This is a genomic window from Catalinimonas alkaloidigena (genome assembly GCF_029504655.1).
GTDB classification, from domain to species: domain Bacteria; phylum Bacteroidota; class Bacteroidia; order Cytophagales; family Cyclobacteriaceae; genus Catalinimonas; species Catalinimonas alkaloidigena.
Window position 1 is genome coordinate 1,278,525 of sequence record NZ_JAQFIL010000001.1, and the last position, 21,810, is coordinate 1,300,334.

General features: G+C 39.3%; 20 protein-coding genes and 2 tRNA genes. 16 read left to right on the plus strand and 6 right to left on the minus strand.

Annotation, left to right across the window (positions count from 1 at the left end; all coding sequences use genetic code 11):
• Nucleotides 1–36: 36 nt before the first annotated feature.
• Both OKW21_RS05395 and OKW21_RS05400 read left to right on the plus strand, forming a co-directional pair.
• Nucleotides 37–369, plus strand: coding sequence for a YbaB/EbfC family nucleoid-associated protein (locus tag OKW21_RS05395; RefSeq protein WP_277478026.1), 333 nt, complete (start codon nucleotides 37–39; stop codon nucleotides 367–369).
• Complete coding sequence (locus OKW21_RS05400) at nucleotides 369–1,385, plus strand: glycosyltransferase family 2 protein (RefSeq protein ID WP_277478030.1); 1,017 nt, start codon at nucleotides 369–371, stop codon at nucleotides 1,383–1,385. The genes OKW21_RS05395 and OKW21_RS05400 overlap by 1 nt, the downstream gene beginning before the upstream one ends.
• Here OKW21_RS05400 and OKW21_RS05405 read toward each other — a convergent pair.
• Complete coding sequence (locus OKW21_RS05405; protein WP_277478032.1) at nucleotides 1,382–1,597, minus strand: PspC domain-containing protein; 216 nt, start codon at nucleotides 1,595–1,597, stop codon at nucleotides 1,382–1,384. The genes OKW21_RS05400 and OKW21_RS05405 overlap by 4 nt on opposite strands.
• Before the next feature lie 136 nt (nucleotides 1,598–1,733).
• Between OKW21_RS05405 and OKW21_RS05410 the strand changes: the two genes are divergently transcribed.
• A complete protein-coding gene (locus OKW21_RS05410) occupies nucleotides 1,734–3,542 on the plus strand; it encodes a tetratricopeptide repeat protein (protein WP_277478035.1) in 1,809 nt (602 codons plus the stop codon).
• A 151-nt stretch (nucleotides 3,543–3,693) separates the two neighbouring features.
• Nucleotides 3,694–4,677, plus strand: a complete 984-nt coding sequence (locus tag OKW21_RS05415) for a pyruvate dehydrogenase complex E1 component subunit beta (protein ID WP_277478037.1) — start codon at nucleotides 3,694–3,696, stop codon at nucleotides 4,675–4,677.
• A gap of 80 nt (nucleotides 4,678–4,757) precedes the next feature.
• Here OKW21_RS05415 and ffh read toward each other — a convergent pair whose 3' ends face one another.
• Nucleotides 4,758–6,083 (minus strand): signal recognition particle protein, encoded by a 1,326-nt coding sequence (ffh, locus tag OKW21_RS05420; RefSeq protein ID WP_277478039.1) that lies wholly within the window; start codon nucleotides 6,081–6,083, stop codon nucleotides 4,758–4,760.
• Between the two features lie 737 nt (nucleotides 6,084–6,820).
• Here ffh and OKW21_RS05425 point away from each other — a divergent pair.
• Nucleotides 6,821–7,267, plus strand: coding sequence for a tellurite resistance TerB family protein (locus OKW21_RS05425; protein WP_277478041.1), 447 nt, complete (start codon nucleotides 6,821–6,823; stop codon nucleotides 7,265–7,267).
• Between the two features lie 140 nt (nucleotides 7,268–7,407).
• Nucleotides 7,408–8,613, plus strand: a complete 1,206-nt coding sequence (locus tag OKW21_RS05430; RefSeq protein WP_277478042.1) for a DEAD/DEAH box helicase — start codon at nucleotides 7,408–7,410, stop codon at nucleotides 8,611–8,613.
• Nucleotides 8,614–8,616: 3 nt separating this feature from the next.
• Here the strand turns inward: OKW21_RS05430 and OKW21_RS05435 are convergent, their stop codons facing one another.
• Both OKW21_RS05435 and OKW21_RS05440 read right to left on the minus strand, forming a co-directional pair.
• Nucleotides 8,617–9,828, minus strand: a complete 1,212-nt coding sequence (locus OKW21_RS05435) for a bifunctional alpha/beta hydrolase/OsmC family protein (RefSeq protein WP_277478044.1) — start codon at nucleotides 9,826–9,828, stop codon at nucleotides 8,617–8,619.
• 164 nt (nucleotides 9,829–9,992) lie between these two features.
• A tRNA-Met gene (locus tag OKW21_RS05440) sits at nucleotides 9,993–10,066 on the minus strand.
• Between the two features lie 226 nt (nucleotides 10,067–10,292).
• Between OKW21_RS05440 and OKW21_RS05445 the strand changes: the two genes are divergently transcribed.
• From OKW21_RS05445 to trxB, 6 genes are all read left to right on the plus strand, one after another.
• A complete protein-coding gene (locus OKW21_RS05445) occupies nucleotides 10,293–10,709 on the plus strand; it encodes an START-like domain-containing protein (RefSeq protein ID WP_277478046.1) in 417 nt (138 codons plus the stop codon).
• A gap of 86 nt (nucleotides 10,710–10,795) precedes the next feature.
• Nucleotides 10,796–12,487 carry an LptF/LptG family permease gene (locus OKW21_RS05450; protein WP_277478048.1) on the plus strand — a complete coding sequence of 564 codons (1,692 nt, stop codon included), beginning with the start codon at nucleotides 10,796–10,798 and terminating at the stop codon, nucleotides 12,485–12,487.
• 163 nt (nucleotides 12,488–12,650) lie between these two features.
• The gene (rpsO, locus tag OKW21_RS05455; RefSeq protein ID WP_277478050.1) at nucleotides 12,651–12,926 is read left to right on the plus strand and encodes a 30S ribosomal protein S15; all 276 of its coding nucleotides are present in this window, start codon (nucleotides 12,651–12,653) and stop codon (nucleotides 12,924–12,926) included.
• A gap of 178 nt (nucleotides 12,927–13,104) precedes the next feature.
• Entirely contained in the window at nucleotides 13,105–15,234 is a 2,130-nt protein-coding gene (gene pnp, locus OKW21_RS05460) for a polyribonucleotide nucleotidyltransferase (protein WP_277478052.1), read from the plus strand.
• Between the two features lie 138 nt (nucleotides 15,235–15,372).
• Complete coding sequence (locus OKW21_RS05465; RefSeq protein ID WP_277478054.1) at nucleotides 15,373–16,236, plus strand: sigma-70 family RNA polymerase sigma factor; 864 nt, start codon at nucleotides 15,373–15,375, stop codon at nucleotides 16,234–16,236.
• Nucleotides 16,237–16,378: 142 nt separating this feature from the next.
• A complete protein-coding gene (trxB, locus tag OKW21_RS05470; RefSeq protein WP_277478056.1) occupies nucleotides 16,379–17,353 on the plus strand; it encodes a thioredoxin-disulfide reductase in 975 nt (324 codons plus the stop codon).
• A 52-nt stretch (nucleotides 17,354–17,405) separates the two neighbouring features.
• Here the strand turns inward: trxB and OKW21_RS05475 are convergent, their stop codons facing one another.
• The gene (locus OKW21_RS05475; RefSeq protein ID WP_277478058.1) at nucleotides 17,406–17,837 is read right to left on the minus strand and encodes a GNAT family N-acetyltransferase; all 432 of its coding nucleotides are present in this window, start codon (nucleotides 17,835–17,837) and stop codon (nucleotides 17,406–17,408) included.
• Between the two features lie 51 nt (nucleotides 17,838–17,888).
• Nucleotides 17,889–18,845, minus strand: coding sequence for a PhoH family protein (locus OKW21_RS05480; RefSeq protein ID WP_277478060.1), 957 nt, complete (start codon nucleotides 18,843–18,845; stop codon nucleotides 17,889–17,891).
• A gap of 103 nt (nucleotides 18,846–18,948) precedes the next feature.
• On the opposite strand from OKW21_RS05480, the gene OKW21_RS05485 reads away from it, so the two are divergent.
• From OKW21_RS05485 to OKW21_RS05500, 4 genes are all read left to right on the plus strand, one after another.
• Nucleotides 18,949–19,713, plus strand: a complete 765-nt coding sequence (locus OKW21_RS05485; RefSeq protein WP_277478061.1) for an SAM hydrolase/SAM-dependent halogenase family protein — start codon at nucleotides 18,949–18,951, stop codon at nucleotides 19,711–19,713.
• Nucleotides 19,714–19,777: 64 nt separating this feature from the next.
• A tRNA-Leu gene (locus OKW21_RS05490) sits at nucleotides 19,778–19,861 on the plus strand.
• A gap of 147 nt (nucleotides 19,862–20,008) precedes the next feature.
• Nucleotides 20,009–21,175: an endo-1,4-beta-xylanase gene (locus OKW21_RS05495; protein WP_277478063.1), complete on the plus strand. Its 1,167-nt coding sequence runs from the start codon at nucleotides 20,009–20,011 to the stop codon at nucleotides 21,173–21,175.
• Nucleotides 21,176–21,306: 131 nt separating this feature from the next.
• On the plus strand, nucleotides 21,307–21,723 hold the full coding sequence (locus tag OKW21_RS05500; protein ID WP_277478065.1) for an Ohr family peroxiredoxin: 417 nt from the start codon (nucleotides 21,307–21,309) through the stop codon (nucleotides 21,721–21,723).
• Nucleotides 21,724–21,810 lie beyond the last annotated feature (87 nt).

Sequence of the window (21,810 nt, forward strand, 5' to 3'; positions counted from 1 at the left end):
TTGCGAAGTCTTAGTTTACACAAAATCGACAAAGCTATGTTTGACATGAATAAAATGATGGAGAAGGTAAAAGAAGTGCAGGAGAAGATGAAAGAAGCACAGGAAAAGCTGGAGGAGATCACCGCCACAGCGGAAGCTGGCGCAGGTATGGTGAAGGCTACTGTAAACGGTAAAAAAGAAGTGATAGATATTGAGATTGACAATGATATAATAAAGCCAGAAGACAAAGAGATCATTCAGGATTTGGTAGTAGCGGCAGTCAACAAAGCATTAGCAGAAGTTGATCTTAAAGCCAAAGAAGAAATGAAAAAATCAACTCAAGGTTTTATGCCTAATATACCGGGCTTTGATTTTGGTAATATGGCCTGATGGAACAGGCGGCAGTAATAATATTAAATTATAATGGGCTTCATTTTCTGAAGCAGTTTTTACCCTCAGTTATCAAATACAGCCGGGGGCACCGGCTTATCGTAGCGGATAATGGTTCCACTGACGATTCACTTACCTATTTAAAAGCACATTTTCCGGAAGTAGAAATTATTGCTTTTCAAGAGAACCATGGTTTTGCTAAGGGTTATGATTTAGCTCTTAGCCAGATTAGCAATAAGTACAGTATACTCCTGAACTCAGATGTAGAGGTTACAGAAAACTGGATTAACCCGATTATAGAGTTCATGGAGTCAGATGAAAAAATTGCTGCCTGTCAGCCAAAGATCAGGGCTTATCATCAGAAAGACTCTTTTGAGCATGCTGGTGCTGCGGGTGGGTTTATAGATCTTATCGCTTATCCATTTTGCCGAGGTCGTATATTGGATACGCTGGAAAAAGACCACGGACAGTACGATGATGTCAAACAGATTTTTTGGGCGACAGGAGCCTGCTTTTTTGCCAGAACTGAAGTTTATAAACAGTTAGGTGGTTTTGACGATATTTTCCATGCTCATATGGAAGAGATTGATTTATGCTGGAGGATAAACGCCTCTGGATATAAGATTTTTTACCATCCTGCAAGTACAGTTTATCATGTGGGCGGAGGGACGATGCCAGTAACAAATCCTAAGAAGACTTATCTGAACTTTAGAAATAGCACTGGAATGTTGTTTAAGAATACACCATTATCAAGAGTTTGGTGGAAAATTCCGGTTAAAATTATGGTGGATACTGTGGCAGCCTTAAAGTTTTTTCTGGATGGAAAAATAAAAGATGGGAAAGCAGTTATGCTGGCAAATGCGCATTTTCTTCTTAACTTGAAGCGCTGGAACAAAAGGCGTGCAATAGTTAAGAAATTACATTCAGTAGAGACAAAAGAAATCGTTTACCCCAGACTACTGGTTTTTGAGAGGTATCTGAAAAAGAAAAAATTGTTTAGCCAACTTAATTTTTAGTTCCAGATCTGATTATACTGTTTCCTGAGGTGTCTCCTTAAATTCATGATAAAAGCTAATCCCATATAAATAATCAATGGAGAACCAAAGGTGAGAAATGAGGCATAAATAAAGAATAGTCTGATGCTTGAAGTTGAAATACTCAGTATTTCGCCCAGGCGAGTACATACACCAAACGCCTGTTCTTCAAAGAAATGCTGTAACTTTCTCATATTCATAGGTAAAAACTAAACAAAAATGTTATCATTTTGTTCAAATCTTATCAAAAATAACTATTTTTTCGCCAAAATTGTAATATTGGTAATAACCTAATAATTTCGCATCACCAACTAACCAAACTTTTAAATTATGAATCAAGTGAAAAATTTACTATTTACTTTTATACTTCTTGGCTTGGTCGCTTTTTCGGGCTGTAACTCCCTTAAAAAGATGGTTAAGATGGCTGAAGATCAGGAACTGACTGTGGAACCTTCTCCTTTAGAAGTTCATGCAGATCAGGTTGATTTTGAAATGTCAGCTGTACTACCGGTCAAAATGCTTAAAAAAGAGAAAGTTTACACTGTTAATACTTTCTATAAATATGGTACTGATAGCGTAGAAGTAGGAAGTATTGAGTTCCGTGCAGAGGATTTCCCTAACGGAGCAGAACAACAGCCTAGAAAATCCGAATCTTTTTCTTTTGCTTACGATGGTGAAGCTATGGATGATGGATATCTTATGGTACAAGGTGTAGCATCAGATCCTAATTCAGGTAAAACTGCTTCAACTCCTATGTTACAAGTAGCTGAAGGTTTAATTACTACTTCACAACTTGTTCAAGTCCCTTCAGGATTAGATGGCGTTTTGTATGCAGATCATGGATACAATACAGCAGAAGAATTAGAGCCAACTTATGTAAACTTCTATTTTGCTCAAGGTAGCTCTTACCTGAGACCTTCTGAAGTGCGCAGCGACCGCGGTGAAAGATTCAGAAACTTTATTGCTGAGAAAAATGTGACCCGTTCAGTTACTATCACAGGTACTCACTCACCTGAAGGACCTGAAAGAGTAAACGAAAACTTATCAAATGATCGTGCCGCTCGTATTGAGGAGTATTACAGAACTCAAATGGACCGTTACGACTATTCTGATGCTGCCGATGAAATCAACTTCATCCTGAAGCCAGTAGTAGAAGACTGGAGTGGCTTAAGAGAAGCTCTTCAGGAGTATGATGGCTTAGACCAGTCTGAAAAGCAGGCTTATTATGATATAATTGATGGTTCTGGTTCTTTTGAGGAAAAAGAAGATCAGATGCATCAGTTGCCTACTTATAATGAAGTATTCAGAGAATTGTATCCTGATTTAAGAGCTGCCAAAACAGAGGTATTAACAGTAAAAGAAAAGAAAACTGAATCTCAGATCTCTGTGCTTTCAAAGCAGGTTTCTGAAGATGCAGTAAAATCTGATACGCTTTCTGAGCAGGAACTTCTTTATGGTGCTACTTTAACGCCATCATTGGATGAGAAAGCTGCTATCTACGAAAAAGCAATTGAGTTGCACAACAGTTGGGTTGCTCATAATAACCTCGGCGCAGTTTACTTGCAACAGGCTATGGAAGCTAGTAGCTCTCAAATGGAAGACTATCTCGGACAAGCTCAGACTCAACTTGAGACCGCAGCACGTATGAATGATAATGCGGAAGCACATGCTAACCTTGCTATTATCTATGCGCTTCAAGGAAACAAAGAGAAAGCAATGGATGAAATCTCTAGCGCCAGCGGCATGCAACCTACTATGCAGGGAGCTACTGCTTCTATCAACGGAATTAAAGGCGCGGTAGAGATCATGCTAGCTGAGTACGACCAGGCAGTTTCTTCTCTTTCTAATGCTTCTGAAAGTGCAGTAAACCTATTTAATTTAGGCTTAGCTCAGGTGCTTTCTGAGAACTATGAAAATGCGATTACCAGCTTTGAAGAAGCGCTGAACGAAGATAGCGAGATGGGATTAGCGAGCTACGGTATTGCGATAGCTAATGCCAGACTTCAGAATGAAAGTGCTGTTTATGAAGCCTTAGGTAATGCTGTAAGTGCTACATCTGATCTGAGAGAAAAAGCAGTTACAGATCTTGAATTTGTAAATTATAATGAATCTGAGCAATTCAGAGAAGCACTTCAATAGTTCAAGTTTAAGATTTGGTGATGAATTTATTAAGCCTTCCTGCGTTAGGAAGGCTTTTTTCTTAATATTCATGCCTTCAAGCTACTTGTTATTTTGTTAATTAGTAGTTGAAATACTAATTTTAGGCTCTTTATACAACTAAGCATAAAGCATGAGAGAAATACAATTCAGAGAGGCCGTACAGGAGGCCATGTCAGAAGAAATGCGCAGGGATAAAAATGTGTTCCTGATGGGTGAAGAAGTAGCAGAATATAATGGCGCATATAAGGCCAGTCAGGGAATGCTGGACGAGTTTGGGCCTGAGCGAGTAATAGATACACCCATTGCAGAATTAGGCTTTACCGGTATTGGTATTGGGGCCGCAATGAACGGCCTAAGACCGATAATTGAATTTATGACATTCAATTTCTCGCTGGTAGCTATTGACCAGATAATCAATGGCGCTGCAAAAATGATGTCAATGTCAGGTGGCCAATTGCCTGTGCCTATAGTATTCCGTGGTCCCACTGGTAACGCGGGGCAGCTTAGCTCTCAACACTCTCAAAACTTTGATAACTGGTATGCTAATACGCCGGGACTTAAAGTTGTAGTTCCCAGCTCACCCAAACAGGCTAAAGGCTTGTTGAAAGCTTCAGTCCGCGACAATGACCCGGTTATTTTCATGGAGTCTGAGTTGATGTATGGTGATAAGGGTGATGTTCCTGAAGATAATGAGTTTTTACTTCCTTTAGGTAAGGCTGAGGTAGTTCGTGAGGGCAGTGATGTTACAATCGTCTCTTTTGGAAAAATGATGAAAGTTGCATTTGAATCGGCTGAAGAGCTGGCAAAAGATAATGTAAATGCTGAAGTCATAGATTTGATGACAATTCGCCCGATTGACTATCAAACTGTTGTTGATTCTGTTAAGAAAACCAACCGATTGGTCATAGTAGAAGAAGCATGGCCCTTGGGAGCTATATCATCCGAAATTACTTACCATATTCAACGTCATGCTTTTGATTATTTAGATGCTCCGATCAGAAGAATTAATAACTGGGATGTGCCTCTACCTTATGCCCCAACTTTGATTGAAGAAATTTTACCAAATGCCAAAAAAACTGTGCAAGCTTGCAAAGATGTTATGTACATCTCTTAGACTTGTTACGTATATACAAAAGCAGAAAAGAGCAGCTTAACAACTGCTCTTTTTTTATGTTTTTTTTTAACCTTTAATTTTTAAGAAAATGGATTGATGTTCGCTAAACCTTTGTTTTTGCCCATCTTATTCATTTTCTTCATCATTTTACGCATTTCCTCAAACTGCTTTAGCAGGTTATTAACTTCCTGTACAGAGGTACCACTTCCACTAGCTATCCTTTTTTTACGGCTACCATTAATTACACTGGGCGTGCCTCTTTCTTCAAGGGTCATTGATCGGATTATTGCTTCAATGGGCTTAAAGGAATCATCATCAATATCAATATTTTTAAGGGCTTTATTCATCCCAGGCAGCAAACCCAATAAGTCTTTGATGTTACCCATCTTTTTGATTTGCTGAAGTTGAGATAGAAAGTCGTCAAAATCAAATTGATTTTTGCGGATCTTTTTGTTTAGACGCTCTGCTTCTTCTTCATCAAAAGCCTGCTGAGCTTTCTCCACCAATGTAGTAACGTCACCCATGTCCAAAATACGGCGAGCCATACGGTCCGGGTAAAAAATGTCAATAGCGTCCATTTTTTCACCATTACTCACAAACTTGATAGGCTTCTCTACTACCTTTCTGATGGAAAGAGCAGCACCGCCTCTTGTATCTCCATCAAGTTTAGTCAATACTACACCATCAAAATCAATCTGCTCATCAAAGGCTTTGGCAGTATTAACCGCATCCTGACCAGTCATGGAGTCAACCACAAAAAGTGTCTCGGAAGGCTTTAATGTTTGCTTGAGAGAGGAAATTTCATTCATCATTGCCTCATCAATAGCCAAACGCCCGGCAGTATCTACAATCACGATTTTTTTGTGATTCTGCTTAGCATAAGCAATAGCATCCTGAGCTATTTTTAAGGGGTCTTTTGTATCCTTATCTGCATAAACCTCAACACCTACCTGCTCACCTAGTACTTTTAACTGATCAATGGCGGCGGGGCGATATACATCACAGGCAGTAAGCAATACTTCGCGATTTTGTTTTTTTAAGTGATTCGCGAGCTTACCCGAAAAAGTAGTTTTTCCAGAACCTTGCAAACCAGAAATTAATATAATAGCGGGTTCGCCACTCACTTCAATACTACTCTGGGAGCCACCCATCAGGTCAGTCAGCTCCTCCTCTACAATTTTGGTAAGTAACTGTCCGGGAGAAACAGAGATTAACACTTTGCGGCCAATTGCCTTTTCTTTAATGGAATCAGTGACTTCTTTAGCTACCTTAAAATTAACGTCGGCATCAATAAGAGCCCTTCGTATTTCTTTTACGGTGGTGGCTACGTTTACTTCAGTAATGGCCCCCTGCCCCTTGAGAGTTTTAAATGCCCTATCTAATCGTGTACTTAAACTATCAAACATATATTTTTCTCTTTTATAGTTTGTTCTATCAGGAGTTTGCTACCCAAGGATAACAATTAAGAACGCTTTTCCAGTAAATATGAAAAACATAAACTAAAACAAGTGCTATTATTGAAGTCAATAACACCTCATTTTAACAAACTCCAAAGTTAATCAACTTTCAAAGTTCGTGAAAAAATAGGCGCGATAAAAGACTCAAAAGAACGAATAATAAGAATTATAGGCTTTCTTTTTAGTATGATACGAGTAGAATAGGCTGGTGTTCTTTGCCTTGAAGAGAGAAGCTTTATCACATCTGCATGTTGAAAAATGCACTATGCAGTAAAGTGAGGGCTATGCCTTTGAACAGTACATGTGTATTTTATATCCCTACCTGTTGACAGTATTTGTGTGTTGACTTCCGTACAAATAGCAAAGAGAGTTTGGCCATAGGTTCAGAGCAATTCTTTTTATTTAATATTATCCCTCCTGAGTAAGAAAGTGATACTTTTCTAAAAGATAAGTTTCAGTAAATCATGTTTTTTTGTTGTGTTAGCTGTTTTACAATTTTTTATATGGGTAATGCAGACCCATATGACTGTAATGCACATATGTAAAATGTGAAGCTTTATGTGAAATTATTTCCGTGTTCTATAAATAAAACAACCATAAAATTCATTTTATGAATATTTATTATTAATAAAACAATATATTACTATATTTGTTATAATAATATTTATAAAAAATAAAAATTATCTATGAGTATCCTAGAACTTCTTACTGGCAAAAAGAAAAAAAGAGCTAAGGGTCACCTGAGTAATCTTTTTGCTGTTGCTGCCTCCGACGGGTCATTTGATGGAATGGAGATAGATTATTTACTGTCTATGGCTCAGAGATATAATATTTCGGAAGAAGAAGTAAAACTTATAAAAGATAATCCTCAGGCATTTGAGTATGAACCTCCGGTAAATGACCGTGAGCGATTTGATCATTTACATCATTTAGTTTGTATGATGATGATAGATGGTGAGGTGCATGTCAATGAACTGGAAATCTGCAAAAGACTAGCATCTACACTAGGATTGAAAAAAGAATTCGTTGATGATTTTATTCAAGTGATTCAGGAAGACCACAAAAGAGAAGCGCCAACAGAAGTCATTATAGGAAAATTACTCAAATTGGCTCAGGAAAGAGAGAGTAATTAAGTTATACTAGTGTAATTCAAAAGATTAATTGGAAGATACGGTTGCTTCGCTCTACAATAGCGAAAATAGCCGTATTTTTTTTTATATATTTGTTGAACTGTAAAATCAAAGTTTTAAAAAATACCAATTAATCAGAAAATTTGAGTTTCAAGAATTTTAAATTTCAAGCTGAACTTCAGGAAGGAATAAGTGCGATGGGTTTTGAAGAACCAACACCTGTTCAGCAACAAGCCATCCCTCCCATATTATCAGGAAAAGACGTAATTGCCTGTGCACAAACAGGTACAGGAAAAACGGCGGCATACCTTTTACCCATCCTTAACGATCTGGTTATGCAGCCGACAGAATATATAAGCTCCCTAATAATTGTTCCCACACGTGAGTTAGCTGTTCAGATTGATCAACAGCTTGAGGGGTTTTCATATTTTACGTCTGTAAGTTCAATTACTATATACGGTGGAAGTGATGGGGCTACTTTTGACAGGCAGAAATCAGCTCTTAAGAAAGGTACAGGTATCATTGTTGCAACGCCAGGTAAGTTGATGTCTCATTTAAATCTAGGTTATGTTGACCTGAAGCACCTTCGGCATTTTATATTGGATGAAGCTGATCGCATGCTGGATATGGGTTTCTATGAAGATATTATGCGTATTGCCAGCTACCTGCCCGAGAAAAAACAGACATTGATGTTTTCAGCGACTATGCCTCCAAAAATAAGGCAGTTGGCTAAAAATGTTCAAGTAGATCCTGAAGAGATCAACATTGCCATCTCCAAAACCGCATCAGGAATACTCCAAGCAGCTTTTATATTGTATGATAATCAAAAACTACCATTACTTGAACACCTGCTAAAAGCTAAAAAAATAGGCTCACTTATCGTTTTTTGCGCTCGTAAAGTAACTGTAAAAGAAATTAGTAAGGCATTAGACAAACTTGATTATCAAATTTCTGCCATTCACTCTGATCTAGAACAAAGTGAAAGAGAAGAGATTATGCGCAAGTTTCGTAATAAACAGATACAGGTGCTTGTCGCTACGGATATTCTGTCCAGAGGGATTGATGTTGAGGGAATTGAGCTTGTTATCAATTATGATGTTCCAAATGACGCTGAGGATTACGTGCATCGTGTAGGGAGAACAGCTCGCGCTGATAAAAAAGGAGCTGCTTTTACGTTTGTAGGACCTAAAGAACAGCGTTCTTTTAGTCAGATTGAAAGTCTGATAGAAAAAGAGATCACTAAAGCAAAATTACCCGATTATATCGGTGATGGACCTGCTTATAACCCCGGCTCTTTTGGAAAAGGAAAAGGTAAGAGCTTTAAAAAAGGCAGGAAAAAGAATAAATAAATTTTAGCGTTCCCTTAGTTTGGTAACAACCTCAGTTGGAGTATGCAGAGTTTTATGAACCGGGCATTTGTTCGCGATTTCTATCAATCTCTCTTTTTGCTTTCTACTGAGATCTCCTTCTAATTCAATTACTCTTTCAATCTGATCTATTTTTTTTGCGTCATCTTCGCAAGCTTCACAGTCTTTTGAATGAATTTTCTGATGTTGCAAGTGTACTCTAACTTCTCTGAGCGGCCATTTTTTATGATCAGCATACATCCTGAGTGTCATACCCGTACAGGCTCCCAAGCTAGCAGACAACAATTCGTAAGGAGAGGGCCCTAGATCGCTTCCTCCTGCATCAATTGGTTCATCTGCAATAAGCGCGTGCTCATCAGTCATAATCTCAGTGACGAAGCTTTCCTGGGTTCTGGCGACTACCTGCTTATCAGAGGTTAAACGGCTAGCGTTTTGTGTTCGGATGTAGCGACTCACCCAGCTTGCAATCATACTTCCTGCATATAAGGAATCTTCCTTATTAGTAAGTAAATGGTCAGCCTGATCTAAGGAAACAAATGATTTGGGGTGGAATGTATGTCTGTAAATGTCAGACGCATTGTCAATAGAAACAATGTTGTCAATTGGCGAATGCATAATTAATAAAGGCTTTCTGATATTTTTTAACTCATGGCCTTCTTGGAACTTACTTATATCATCAAGAAATTGCTTTTTTATAAGAAATGGTCGCCCTCCAATATCTACTTCGGCCTTACCTTCTCTTTCGATGACAGCTTTATCTTCACGAAAAAGTTTTGTGACATGAGTAGGAGAAGAGGGAGAGCCAATGGTAACAAGTGCTTCTGCTGATTTAATGTGTAAGCTGGCAATTAGTACCGCAGTACCTCCCAGAGAATGGCCTACCAGTAATTTTGGTGCTTCGTAGTTTTCATTCAAATAATCAGATGCAGTTATCAAGTCCTGAATGTTAGAGGAGAAGTTAGTATCAGCGAAATCCCCTTCACTTTCACCCAGGCCTGTAAAATCAAAGCGGAGCACCGCAAACCCCCTTTGCACCAATGCGCGGCTGATGTTGCTAATAGCAGTAAGGTTTTTTCCACAGGTAAAACAGTGTGCAAGAATAGCATACGCCTTGGGATGACCATTGGCAGGTTTCTCTAAACGGGCAGATAGTTCCTGGCCTTGTGGGTTTTCAAACGTAATTTTAATAGCGGTCATGGTGTTTTATTTTGGATAAGGTAAGCAGATTAGGCTCATTTAAAAAGTCCGGGGAATGACAAAATTAAGAGAGAGCTGAAGTATGAGTTTCATGCTCTACTGATCCTGAAAAAATTGCATAAAAAAAGACAGATCAATTACTGATCTGTCTTATTCAAGGGTAGTAGCGAAGACGGGAATCGAACCCGTGACCTCAGGGTTATGAATCCTGCGCTCTAACCATCTGAGCTACCTCGCCATACGGTATCATTCACTTTCAGCAGCATAACAATAAAGCTGAATTGCTAATGTGTATGCTACCTGTTGCGAAATGAGTTGCAAAATTACGAACTTACATTTTAAGTACAAGTTTCTTAAGGATAAAAATTTGTCTGGTAAATAAATTTTGGTTGTTGGTCTAATAAAATAATTATACATTGCATAAAGGCGTATCTGCGCAAGACAGGCCTATAACCGTATTCTATATGGAAAATGACCATTTTACGGCCGAATTTGAATTTAAAGCATCTCAAAAAATGCTTTATCCTTATCTGAACACCCCAGGGGGATTGGCACAGTGGTTTGCTGATGATGTTATAGTCAATGATGACAAAGTGCTTATATTCTTTTGGGATGAAGAGCAACATAAAGCTCGCATTGCTTCTCAACGTTTGAATAAGTCAATTAAGTTTGAGTTTTTAGATGGTGAAGAAGGAGCTGCAAATAATACGAGTAATGGATTAACTGATTCTCCTTTCATTGAAATAGACCTAGATTCCAATGAGCTTACGGGTACAGTATTTATGCGCATTACTGATACTGCTACTTCTGATGACTCAGAGGAACTCCATGAAATTTGGCAGCAGCTTACCGACAGCCTTAAGGAAATAGTAGGTGGGTAATAAAATTACACCTGGGTTTTATCTTTTCTTTGCCAAATCTTTTGCAAAGTGAATATTTGCGCAACTTCTTGCGTTAAATGATAAGAATGAAAAAACTCGATAAATTTATCATATCGTCATTTGTTGGGCCATTTCTGCTCACCTTTGTGGTGGTAGTCTTTATACTGCTGACGCAGTATATGCTCAAGTACTTTGATGATTTTGTAGGCAAAGATTTAGGAATGGACGTTTTTGCCGAACTCATCATGTATTTTAGCATTAATATGACCCCTGTAGCCTTGCCATTGGCAGTACTTTTGTCATCCTTGATGACGTTCGGGAACATGGGAGAACATTTTGAGCTGACTGCGATCAAAGGTGCAGGGATTTCTTTGACCCGTGCGGTAAAACCTCTTTTCTTTTTTGTGCTATTGATATCATTTCTAGGCTTCCTTTCCAATAATTACGTAGTTCCAAAGGCTAACCTCAAAGCATATAGCTTACTTTATGATATCAAGCAGAAAAAACCAGCCTTAGATATTCGTGAGGGAGTTTTTTATGGTGGTATACCCCAATATGAGATTAAGGTAAATAAAAAATACCCAGACGGGGAAACGCTAAAGGAAATTATCATTTACGACCACCGAAACGGCCTGGGTAATAAAAACGTGATCCTGGCCGACTCCGGACGTATGTATACCGTAAATAACGATCGTTTTCTAAAACTTGAGTTGTATAATGGAAATCGTTACTCTGAAGAAAATATGCCGGGAACGAGGGGGAGCGTGAGCAATGACACCCGCTTTACACGCAATAGTTTTGAGGCTACTACAATGGTGTTCAGTCTCGCTTCTTTTGATATGCAGAGAACAAAAGAAGAATACTTTGCTCAGCATAGAAGAATGAAAACCATGGGGGAACTCGCTACAGCTATAGACTCACTTTCAGGAGAGAAACTAGCCATAGAATATCAGGCATTTGTAAGCTCTCCCACATTCTATACGTACCATTTACGTTATGATTCCCTTATGCCTGAGAATATTCGCCAGAAAGCATTGGCGATGGCTGAAAGTGATACCAGTTTGCTTACTTACGAAACTGACACAATAGCAGATGATAGTCTCCGTGTGAGTATTGAACGCCATCAACAGGAAATGAACGAAGTTTCTAATTCTGCCCGTCAGCGTATGCTTCGTCAGGTAAAAGAACAGGCTAGACAGCAAAGGCTAAGAAATAGCGGCAGCCCACTTAAAAAAGAAAAATATATCCCAAGCGTAGTAGATTCAAGTCTTATTCAGCGGGCTGATACCTTTATTTCAGATACAGAATACAGCTCTGTAATTGCCAAGGCATTAAACCAAAGCAAAACAATCAATAATACATTACAAATAAATACTTCCAAAATTCAGAAACTTGAACGGGAGGTTAATAAAGATCTATACGAAAGCCGCAAAAAAATTGCCCAGGCTATATCTTGTATTATCATGTTTTTGATAGGAGCACCTTTGGGAGCTATTATCAAAAAAGGGGGCTTAGGCTTTCCGGTGTTGATTTCTATTTGCTTTTTTATTGCTTTTTATGTGCTGACTGAAATGAGCAGGAAATGGGCGGATGAACTGTTGATGGATGCGGAAGTCGCGGTGTGGTTTCCAAATATTGTACTGTTGCCTTTTGGCATTCTGTTTATGCTTCAGGCAAGGCTGGATACGCGTATATTAGAACCAGACTTTTATAAAGTTTGGCTGGATAAACTGAGCAAAAGGTTTCAGTTGGTTCGCAAAAAAGTCTCTTTGCAGTAAAAGTATGCCGGAAAAGATAAATACGTTTATCTGAACTAGTTAAAAGAAGGGGCAGTTTATTATGCATAAAAAAAAATAATATTAAATTGCGGGCTATTTTGAAAAAATACTTAATAGTCTCTACCTTTGTGCAAATTTTTGAAGAACCATACTTTATATAGGCATGTATTTAACCAATGAAAAAAAGCAGGAGATATTTGAAAAGCACGGCATTGATAAGTCGAAGACTGACACTGGCTCTCCTGAATCTCAAATAGCGCTTTTTACGCACAGGATTAATCACCTGACTGAGCACCTTAAAATTAACAAGAAAGATCACTCTTCTCGTCTGGGTTTATTGAAGTTGGTAGGTAAGAGAAGAAGACTGCTCGAGTATCTTCAAGCAAATGATATTGAGCGTTATAGAGCAACTTTAGCTGATTTGAATCTGAGAAAATAATAACATCTGGGGAATCTTTGAACGATTCCCCTTCTGCATTCCATTCGTTCCCTTTTTTTTTTCTTATCTTTTGTTGATAACTCTTTTTTAGCTTGCCAAGCGGTTTTTAACCATTTCAGCTTACCGTAGTTATCATCTTCACTAGATGGAATCACTTTTAGAAATTTAGATTTTAGATATGCACCTTAACGCAATTACAAAAGAAATTACACTTGCTGACGGCAGAACGATTACCATAGAAACAGGTAAATTGGCAAGACAGGCTGATGGGGCCGTAGTAGTACGTATGGGCGATACGATGTTGCTCGCTACTGTGGTAGCTAACCGTGAAGCCAGAGAGGGCGTAGATTTTCTTCCTTTATCAGTAGATTATCAGGAAAAATTTGCCGCTGCAGGTAGAATTCCTGGGGGATTTATCAAGCGGGAAGGAAGGCTCTCTGAACATGAAATTCTGGTAAGCCGACTGGTTGACAGGGCTTTGCGCCCCATTTTTCCTGAGGATTTTCATGCTGAAGTGCAGGTAAATATTAACCTGATCTCAGCTGACAAAGAAGTGATGCCTGATGCACTGGCAGCGCTGGCTGCATCTTCAGCAATCGCGGTTTCTGATATACCTTTTGGTGAACCAATTTCAGAAGTTAGGGTAGTAAAATTTAATGGTGCTTATATAATTAACCCAAATGCCCAGCAAACTGAAGAAGCTGAGCTTGATATGATAGTTGCTGGATCCAGCAAAAATATTATCATGGTAGAGGGGGAGATGAACGAGGTGAGTGAAGCTGAAATGCTAGAAGCTATCAATGCTGCACATGAGGCTATTAAAATTCAGTGCCAGGCTCAAAAAGAGCTTTCCGATCAACTTAACCCCAACAAGCGTGAGTATGAGCATGAAGTGCATGATGAGGAGTTAAAGAAAGAGCTTTTTGAAAAATATTATGACCAGGTATATGCTATCTATGCAGAAGGTATACCCAGTAAGGATGTGCGCAGAGAGCGTTTTAAAGAAATTAAAGACAGCTATACCGAAAGTCTGCCTGAAGAGCACGAAATAGATTTAGGACTGGTAAGCAAGTATTTTGGAGAGATCCAGAAAAAAGCTGCCCGCAACCTGGTACTAGACGAACAGAAAAGATTGGATGGACGTAAATTAGATGAGGTTCGTCCTATTTTCTCAGAAGTAGGATACCTACCTACTGCACATGGCTCAGCGGTTTTTACCAGAGGAGAAACGCAGTCACTTACCACAGTAACTTTAGGTACCAAACTGGATGAGCAGATGATTGATGGTGCTATGGTTTCGGGAAGTAATAAGTTTATTCTACATTATAACTTTCCTGCCTTTTCTACAGGTGAGGTTAGACCCAACCGTGGTCCTGGCCGACGCGAAATTGGTCATGGAAACCTTGCTTTTAGAGCACTGAAAAAAGTTTTACCTAAAGATGAGGATAATCCTTACACCATTAGAGTCGTATCAGATATTCTAGAATCCAACGGCTCTTCATCAATGGCTACTGTATGTGCAGGATCGCTGGCACTTATGGATACTGGTATACCCATAACTGCTTCAGTATCAGGTATTGCCATGGGCCTAATTACGGATAATGAATCAGGGAAATATGCCGTATTATCTGATATTTTAGGTGATGAAGATCACTTGGGCGATATGGACTTCAAGGTCGCTGGTACGAGCAAAGGTATTACTGCCTGCCAGATGGATATCAAAATAGACGGACTTTCATTCCAAGTATTGGAAGAGGCACTGAAGCAAGCCAATCAAGGGCGACTGCATATCTTAAATGAGATGGACAAAACCATTTCAGCTCCCAACGAAAGTCTTAAACCAAATGCTCCACGCTCGGCATCTCTTAAAATTGAGCGAGACATGATTGGTGCCTTAATAGGCCCCGGTGGTAAGGTAGTACAGGAAATTCAAAAAGAAACCAACACAACTATAGTTATCGAAGAAGTGGGTGACAAAGGGCATGTAAACATATTTGCTTCCGATGAGCAGGATATGAACAAAGCACTTTCTCGAGTAAAAGCGATCGTTGCTGTACCTACCGTAGGTGAAACTTATGATGGTACTGTGAAGTCAATTATGCCATTTGGTGCATTCGTTGAGTTTATGCCTGGTAAAGACGGTCTGCTACATATATCAGAAATTAAGTGGGAGCGCGTTGAAAGTATGGATGGGGTAATGGAAGTAGGAGAGGAAGTAAGAGTTAAGCTGGTAGATGTAGATAAAAAGACTGGAAAGTATCGTTTGTCAAGAAAGGTACTTCTCCCAAAACCAGAAAAAAAGCAATAGCACAGAAATTGCAGCATTTCATTGGTTTTTAGAAAAAGTAGCATATTAGTTTGATATCCTACGTCCTTAAGGAACTAACAAATCACCTATGCTTGTTGCATGCTTGTACATCACAAAAATCACTCAAACCCTAAGTGAATGAGACAACTAAAGATTAGTAAACAGATTACTAATAGGGAAAGTCAGTCGCTGGACAAATACCTGCAAGAGATTGGAAAAGTTGATTTGCTTACGCCAGATGAAGAAGTAGACCTGGCAAAGAGAATACGGTCAGGTGACCAACTTGCGCTTGAAAAGCTTACTAAAGCCAATCTAAGGTTTGTCGTGTCAGTAGCAAAACAGTATCAGAATCAAGGTTTAACTTTAGGGGACCTTATTAACGAAGGTAATCTGGGCCTAATCAAAGCCGCACAAAGGTTTGATGAAACGCGTGGTTTTAAGTTTATTTCTTATGCTGTCTGGTGGATTCGCCAATCTATCCTTCAAGCCCTGGCTGAACAATCCAGGATTGTAAGATTACCACTCAACCGTGTAGGATCACTCAACAAGATCTCGAAAACATTTTCCGAACTTGAGCAAAAATATGAGAGAGAACCTTCTCCGGATGAACTCGCTGATGTATTGGAAGTGACTACTAATGAGGTGGTAGACACTATGAAAATCTCGGGAAGACACGTTTCTATGGATGCTCCCTTTGTGCAGGGTGAGGAAAACAGTCTACTTGATGTACTGGAAAATGACACTGAAGAGACTCCTGATTCATCACTAATGAATGACTCTCTACGTAGAGAGGTTCAAAGGGCTCTTTCAACCCTCACACAACGTGAAGCAGATGTAATTACCCTTTATTTTGGCCTCAATGGAGAACATGCCATGACATTGGAAGAAATTGGCGAAAGGTTCAACCTGACCCGTGAGCGCGTAAGACAAATTAAAGAAAAAGCGATTCGTCGTCTACGTCACACCTCTCGTAGTAAGGCCCTGAAACCTTATTTAGGCTAAGATATTTCATCTTTAAAATTTTAGAAGGTCTCTTACAGGAGACCTTTTCTGTTTTACAGGAAAGCGATAACTTTGTCCGTAAGCCAGTCGTATTAATAAACGAATATCTATATTTTTATATATACAAACTAATTAAGAAGAAATGACGAAAGAAAAAGTCAACTTATTGATATTGGGATCTGGTCCTGCAGGTTATACTGCTGCTATTTATGCATCTCGAGCCAATCTTAACCCTGTACTTTATCATGGTGACCAGCCCGGAGGACAGTTGACAATCACTACAGATGTAGAAAACTACCCTGGCTATCCTGAAGGAATTATGGGACCGCAGATGATGATAGATTTCCAGAAGCAGGCAGAACGTTTCGGCACAGACATTCGTAATGGGCTAGCCACATCGGTAGATTTTTCTTCCTATCCTCATAAAGTTATTATAGATGAGCAGCATGAGGTTGAAGCAAATGCTGTAATCATTGCTACCGGTGCTTCTGCCAAATGGTTAGGCTTGCATTCTGAAGAAAGGCTGAATGGTAGAGGAGTTTCAGCCTGTGCTGTTTGTGACGGCTTCTTTTTCCGTGGACAGGAAGTAGCTGTAGTAGGGGGCGGTGACACGGCTGCGGAAGAAGCCAGTTATCTCTCAAAACTTTGCAAGAAAGTGTACATGCTAGTGAGACGAGATGAAATGAGAGCTTCTGCGATCATGCAACAACGTGTTGAAAATGCTGAGAATATTGAAATACTATGGAATACAGAAACTGAAGAGATTCTTGGTGAAGAAGAGGTGGAAGCTATGCGTATAGTAAACAATCAGACCGGGGAGAAAAAAGAGATTCCTGTTCAGGGTTTCTTTGTAGCGATTGGTCACGAGCCCAATACATCCATTTTCAAGGATTATATTAATATGGATGAAAGTGGCTACATCAAGACTGTTCCGGGAAGCGCCAGAACCAATGTAGAGGGTGTATTTGCTTCAGGTGATGCGCAGGATCATATTTATCGTCAGGCAGTTACTGCAGCAGGTACTGGCTGCATGGCAGCATTGGATGCAGAACGCTTCCTGGCGGCAAAAGAGTTAGGTATTGTGGAAGGAATTCCAACAATTTCTATGAAAGAATAGGTGACTATAGTATGTCAGCAAAATAAAAAAGGGATTAATGCTAATCTCTTTTTTATTTTTCCATCGTAAAGTGTTTGATACCACATTCTACGAATTCATTTCCTACCACTTCAAAACCAAACTTTTTGTAAAAATCAATAGCAGCAGTCTGGGCATGCATATATATTTTTTGCTGACTGACATTAGGGTCATTTTCAATATCGCTTAATACAGCTTTTACAATACTTTGCCCAACACCTGTCATCCGACAGGAACTTAGTACTGCAAACCTTTCCAGCTTAATGCCATGTTCGGTTACTCTCCAGCGGCCTGTTCCACACGGATTGCCATCTTTATCAAAAGCCAGGAAGTGGGTTGAACTGTTTTCAAACTCATCAAACTCCTCTTCGGGGTTTACTTCCTGTTCTTTAATAAAAACTTCTTCTCTGATTTTGAACGCCTGCTCAAGCTCTTCCTCATTAACTACTTTTCTGACTCTGGTCAATGTAAATCTGATTAATTGATAATGTAATAAATAAAACCGCCTGGTGAAAAATTATTCATTAATCTGAAGGTTATCAGCTCGTTCATAAGCTTCAATGATATCTTTCACCAATTTATGTCGTACTACATCCTCTCCACCAAGTTCAACAAAACCTATTCCCTTTACGCCTTTCAATACTTCCAGCGTTTCAATAAGTCCGGACTTATGATTTTTAGGCAAGTCGATCTGTGAACGGTCCCCGGTTACAATCACCTTGGAATTTGGCCCCATACGCGTAAGAAACATCTTGATCTGCATAGGAGTAGTGTTTTGCGCTTCATCCAGCAGAATAAATGCATTCTGTAAGGTACGTCCTCGCATATAGGCCAGCGGAGCAATCTCAATTACCTTATTTTCTTCGTAGAACTTTAGTTTTTCGCTAGGCACCATGTCAAATAGCGCGTCGTAAATGGGGCGAAGATAGGGGTCTATCTTTTCTTTAAGGTCTCCGGGAAGAAAACCCAGGTTTTCACCTGCCTCTACTGCCGGACGGGTAATGATAATTTTTTTAACCCGCTTATTTTTTAAGGCTTTGACTGCCAGAGCCACTGAAATATAAGTTTTTCCGGTACCGGCAGGACCAATCGCAAAAACCAGATCATTTTGGGCTGCTGACTCCACCAGTGATTTCTGATTAGGTGTTTTGGGCTTTATTACTGCTCCACGCGTTCCGTAGATAAGAATATCATCGTCTGTCGCAATAAAGTCCGGTTTGTTTTCACTATTGATTAGTAACTGTACGCTCTCTTCAGTGAGCTTTCCATATTTGTGGTAATGCGTCAGCAGTGAATTCAGGATATCATTGATTTTGATAATTTCTGGAGTGCTTCCCTGTATCAATATCTCATTACCACGAGACACAATTTTACTTTCAGGAAAAGCGTTGGAAATCTTTTTAATGTTTTTATTTTCCACTCCCAGAAAATCTAAAAGTGAAATGTTTTCTAGTGTAATAACTTTTTCTACCAAATGCTCAAGGGTCTTGTTGAATAATTTATCTATCTAACGATTAATGTCTTGAATAATGTTTACTTTTGCTACCTAAAATTAGAGAAATTTTTAGACCGTTTCCATGCCGCTGATCACATTTATGTCAGATTTTGGTCTGACCGATTATTATATCGCTGCGGTCAAGGCTAAGCTTTATACGAGTGACTCTTCTCTTCAGATAGTTGATATTAGCCATCAGATCGACAGTTTTGACCTTTCACATGCATCATTTATACTACGTTCAGTATATAGGGATTTTCCTCAAAATACTGTCCATTTGATAGCAGTAGGTGCTTCTTCTTTCGCAGAAGAATATATTGCTGTACAACTGGATAATCATTTTTTTGTTAGTGCAGATAATGGCATCATCAGCCTGTTAAGTGAGCAGGAACCACAGAAAATCGTGCGTCTATCTGCTAATACTTCTTCTACTTTTGCTGCCAAAGATATACTGGCGCCTGCTGTTGCTGCCATTGCCTCAGGCAAAAAGCTGGAGGAAATCGGGCAAGTTGTCAATAGCATGAATCGTAAGATTCCTCGACAACTGAAAGCCAATAAAAAGATGATATCCGGAAACATCATTCATGTAGATAATTATGGGAATCTCATCACCAATATTGATCGCTATACTTTTGATGTACTGAGTAAAGATATCAACTATGAAATCACTGTAGGCAGAGAACATTTTAGCGAAATACAACAAAATTATTTTGATGTAGATTATGGAGAATGTGCTTTATTTTTTAATCATCAGGGACTTTTAGAAATTAGCATCAATCACGGAAGTGCCTCAGTGCTGCTAGGATTAGCATTTGACAGTCCGGTTCATATCCGTTTTGAACGATAGTAGGAAAAAATATCCGGCAACCTTTGTTATTTATGCATACATACATAATTTTGCAAACCTTTAAGCCTGGATGGCGGAATTGGTAGACGCGTTGGTCTCAAACACCAATGGGGTAACACCCGTGCCGGTTCGACTCCGGCTCCAGGTACTTAAGCCTGTAAGTCTTTGATTTACAGGCTTTATTTTTTTGCTTCCTACTTCCTTCCTGATACTTTTTTTTGAGAGGCAGGATTACTTAATTGTATTTGCCAAACGCAATAGCAAAGAACTTTTTGAGTTTAATGCGCAAAGACCTATGAGAAAAAACTTTAATTCATCAGGATGCCGGAAAATTGTAAGTATAGCCGCTCTTGCTTGTTTTTCTTTAATTCACGTGGGCTCAGCTCAGCATCTCAGAGAACTCGCTGATCAGCATGACTTACTTATAGGTTGTCAAACAGGGTGGGGGGATTTTGCTACTGACAACCCTTTGAATAATGCTCGCAGAAAGTTAATAGAAAGGGAATTCAATATTCATACGGGTGGAGCCAGCTTTTCACCGAAAAACCTGCAGCCTATCAAGGGTGTATTTTCTCTGGAACGTACCGATCAGATAGTATCGGCCATACATGCAATGCAGGGTGGTGTTAAAATCCATGCAGCCCATCTACTTGGTCGTAATACATACATGCCAGGCTGGTGGGTGAAGGATACGAATGCTGCATCTCAGCAAAAACTCTTAGAAAGCCATATAGACAAAGTGGTGGCTCATTACAGGGGAAAAATAGATATCTGGGATGTGGTGAATGAATCTTTGAATGCGGAAGGGCATTTTGGAAGATGGCACTGGGGAGCAAATATGGGTTTAAAGAAAATAGGTATGGAGCCTATGTCAAATACAGATGACCATATCCCTGTCTTCATTCGCCTGGCTTTTGAGCGGGCAGAAGTAAATGATCCTGAGTCAGTGAAGATCATCAACGAAAATCAAAATGCTGCTCTGGGAGAAAAACACACGGAAATTTGCTATGAGATGGTAGAAGATCTAAAAAATCGCTCAGTGCCTATTGATGGTGTCGGCTTTCAGCTACATTTAAAAGTGGACGAAGACGGAAGCTTGCTCAATGCGAAAGGAGATACCTTCTCAATCAATGGCTTCAAAGAAAATATGAAAAGGTATGAGACACTGGGGGTAGATATTTACATTACAGAAATGGATATTCAGATACCGGACACTTCTGAATCTTCTTACGAACTCCAGCGTAAAGCGTATTTTGATGTGGTAACCGCTTGTTTGTCACAGCCTCGCTGCCGCGCAATAATGATGTGGGGATCGGATGATGGCAACTCCTGGCATGCGGATAATTTCCCTACCCTATTTGACGCAAACCGGCAAAATAAGCCTGCTTACTATGGGTTTCAGGAAGCATTGCAATCATTTGGGGAGAGGAAAGTAATAAAAGGTCAAAATTCAGAGCCATAATTTTTATGCTCCTAACCGCTATAACTATTACACACCTTTTAATCTGTGTAAGTAAATCTGTATCTATTTAAACAAAAATGCTATGATTTACCTTGTATTGGTACACATTGTAAATCAAAACTTTTTAAACTATGAATACGATTTATTCAAGCAAAGTTACTTCCAAAGGAGGGCTATATGGGCACATTTCTTCGGAAGATAACGCTTTAGACATAGATGTTTATATGCCTACAGGCACTCAGGCTGACCAACCAAAGGGAAGTACACCTGAGCAACTTTTCGCCGCGAGCTATGCTGCCTGCCTGGAAGGTACACTGTATCATATCGCAAAGTTACATCAGGTTGAGATCAGTAACACTGAAGTAAGTGCTAAGGTAAATGCTGTACAGGTAGAAAAAGGTGACCTGCGCTTCTCTTTGGACATGGATGTAGTAATACCTGAGGTAGACAGAGAAAAGGCTCAAAAACTGCTGGATGATGCATATAGAAATTGTCCACTTACCAAGGCTACCAGTGGAAATATGGAAGTAAATGTAAATTTACGATAGTAAGCATACTTTGATCGTACAGCCTGATATTCACAAACAAGATGTTGAATATTGGGCTTTTTCATACTAGCAACAGGCGCTTCAGGG

Coding starts and splice junctions, on each gene's coding strand:
- OKW21_RS05395 (WP_277478026.1), top strand. CDS start 37: ATGTTTGACATGAATAAAATGATGGAGAAGGTAAAAGAAGTGCAGGAG.
- OKW21_RS05400 (WP_277478030.1), top strand. CDS start 369: ATGGAACAGGCGGCAGTAATAATATTAAATTATAATGGGCTTCATTTT.
- OKW21_RS05405 (WP_277478032.1), bottom strand. CDS start 1,597: ATGAGAAAGTTACAGCATTTCTTTGAAGAACAGGCGTTTGGTGTATGT.
- OKW21_RS05410 (WP_277478035.1), top strand. CDS start 1,734: ATGAATCAAGTGAAAAATTTACTATTTACTTTTATACTTCTTGGCTTG.
- OKW21_RS05415 (WP_277478037.1), top strand. CDS start 3,694: ATGAGAGAAATACAATTCAGAGAGGCCGTACAGGAGGCCATGTCAGAA.
- ffh (WP_277478039.1), bottom strand. CDS start 6,083: ATGTTTGATAGTTTAAGTACACGATTAGATAGGGCATTTAAAACTCTC.
- OKW21_RS05425 (WP_277478041.1), top strand. CDS start 6,821: ATGAGTATCCTAGAACTTCTTACTGGCAAAAAGAAAAAAAGAGCTAAG.
- OKW21_RS05435 (WP_277478044.1), bottom strand. CDS start 9,828: ATGACCGCTATTAAAATTACGTTTGAAAACCCACAAGGCCAGGAACTA.
- OKW21_RS05445 (WP_277478046.1), top strand. CDS start 10,293: ATGGAAAATGACCATTTTACGGCCGAATTTGAATTTAAAGCATCTCAA.
- OKW21_RS05450 (WP_277478048.1), top strand. CDS start 10,796: ATGAAAAAACTCGATAAATTTATCATATCGTCATTTGTTGGGCCATTT.
- rpsO (WP_277478050.1), top strand. CDS start 12,651: ATGTATTTAACCAATGAAAAAAAGCAGGAGATATTTGAAAAGCACGGC.
- pnp (WP_277478052.1), top strand. CDS start 13,105: ATGCACCTTAACGCAATTACAAAAGAAATTACACTTGCTGACGGCAGA.
- OKW21_RS05465 (WP_277478054.1), top strand. CDS start 15,373: ATGAGACAACTAAAGATTAGTAAACAGATTACTAATAGGGAAAGTCAG.
- trxB (WP_277478056.1), top strand. CDS start 16,379: ATGACGAAAGAAAAAGTCAACTTATTGATATTGGGATCTGGTCCTGCA.
- OKW21_RS05485 (WP_277478061.1), top strand. CDS start 18,949: ATGCCGCTGATCACATTTATGTCAGATTTTGGTCTGACCGATTATTAT.
- OKW21_RS05495 (WP_277478063.1), top strand. CDS start 20,009: ATGAGAAAAAACTTTAATTCATCAGGATGCCGGAAAATTGTAAGTATA.
- OKW21_RS05500 (WP_277478065.1), top strand. CDS start 21,307: ATGAATACGATTTATTCAAGCAAAGTTACTTCCAAAGGAGGGCTATAT.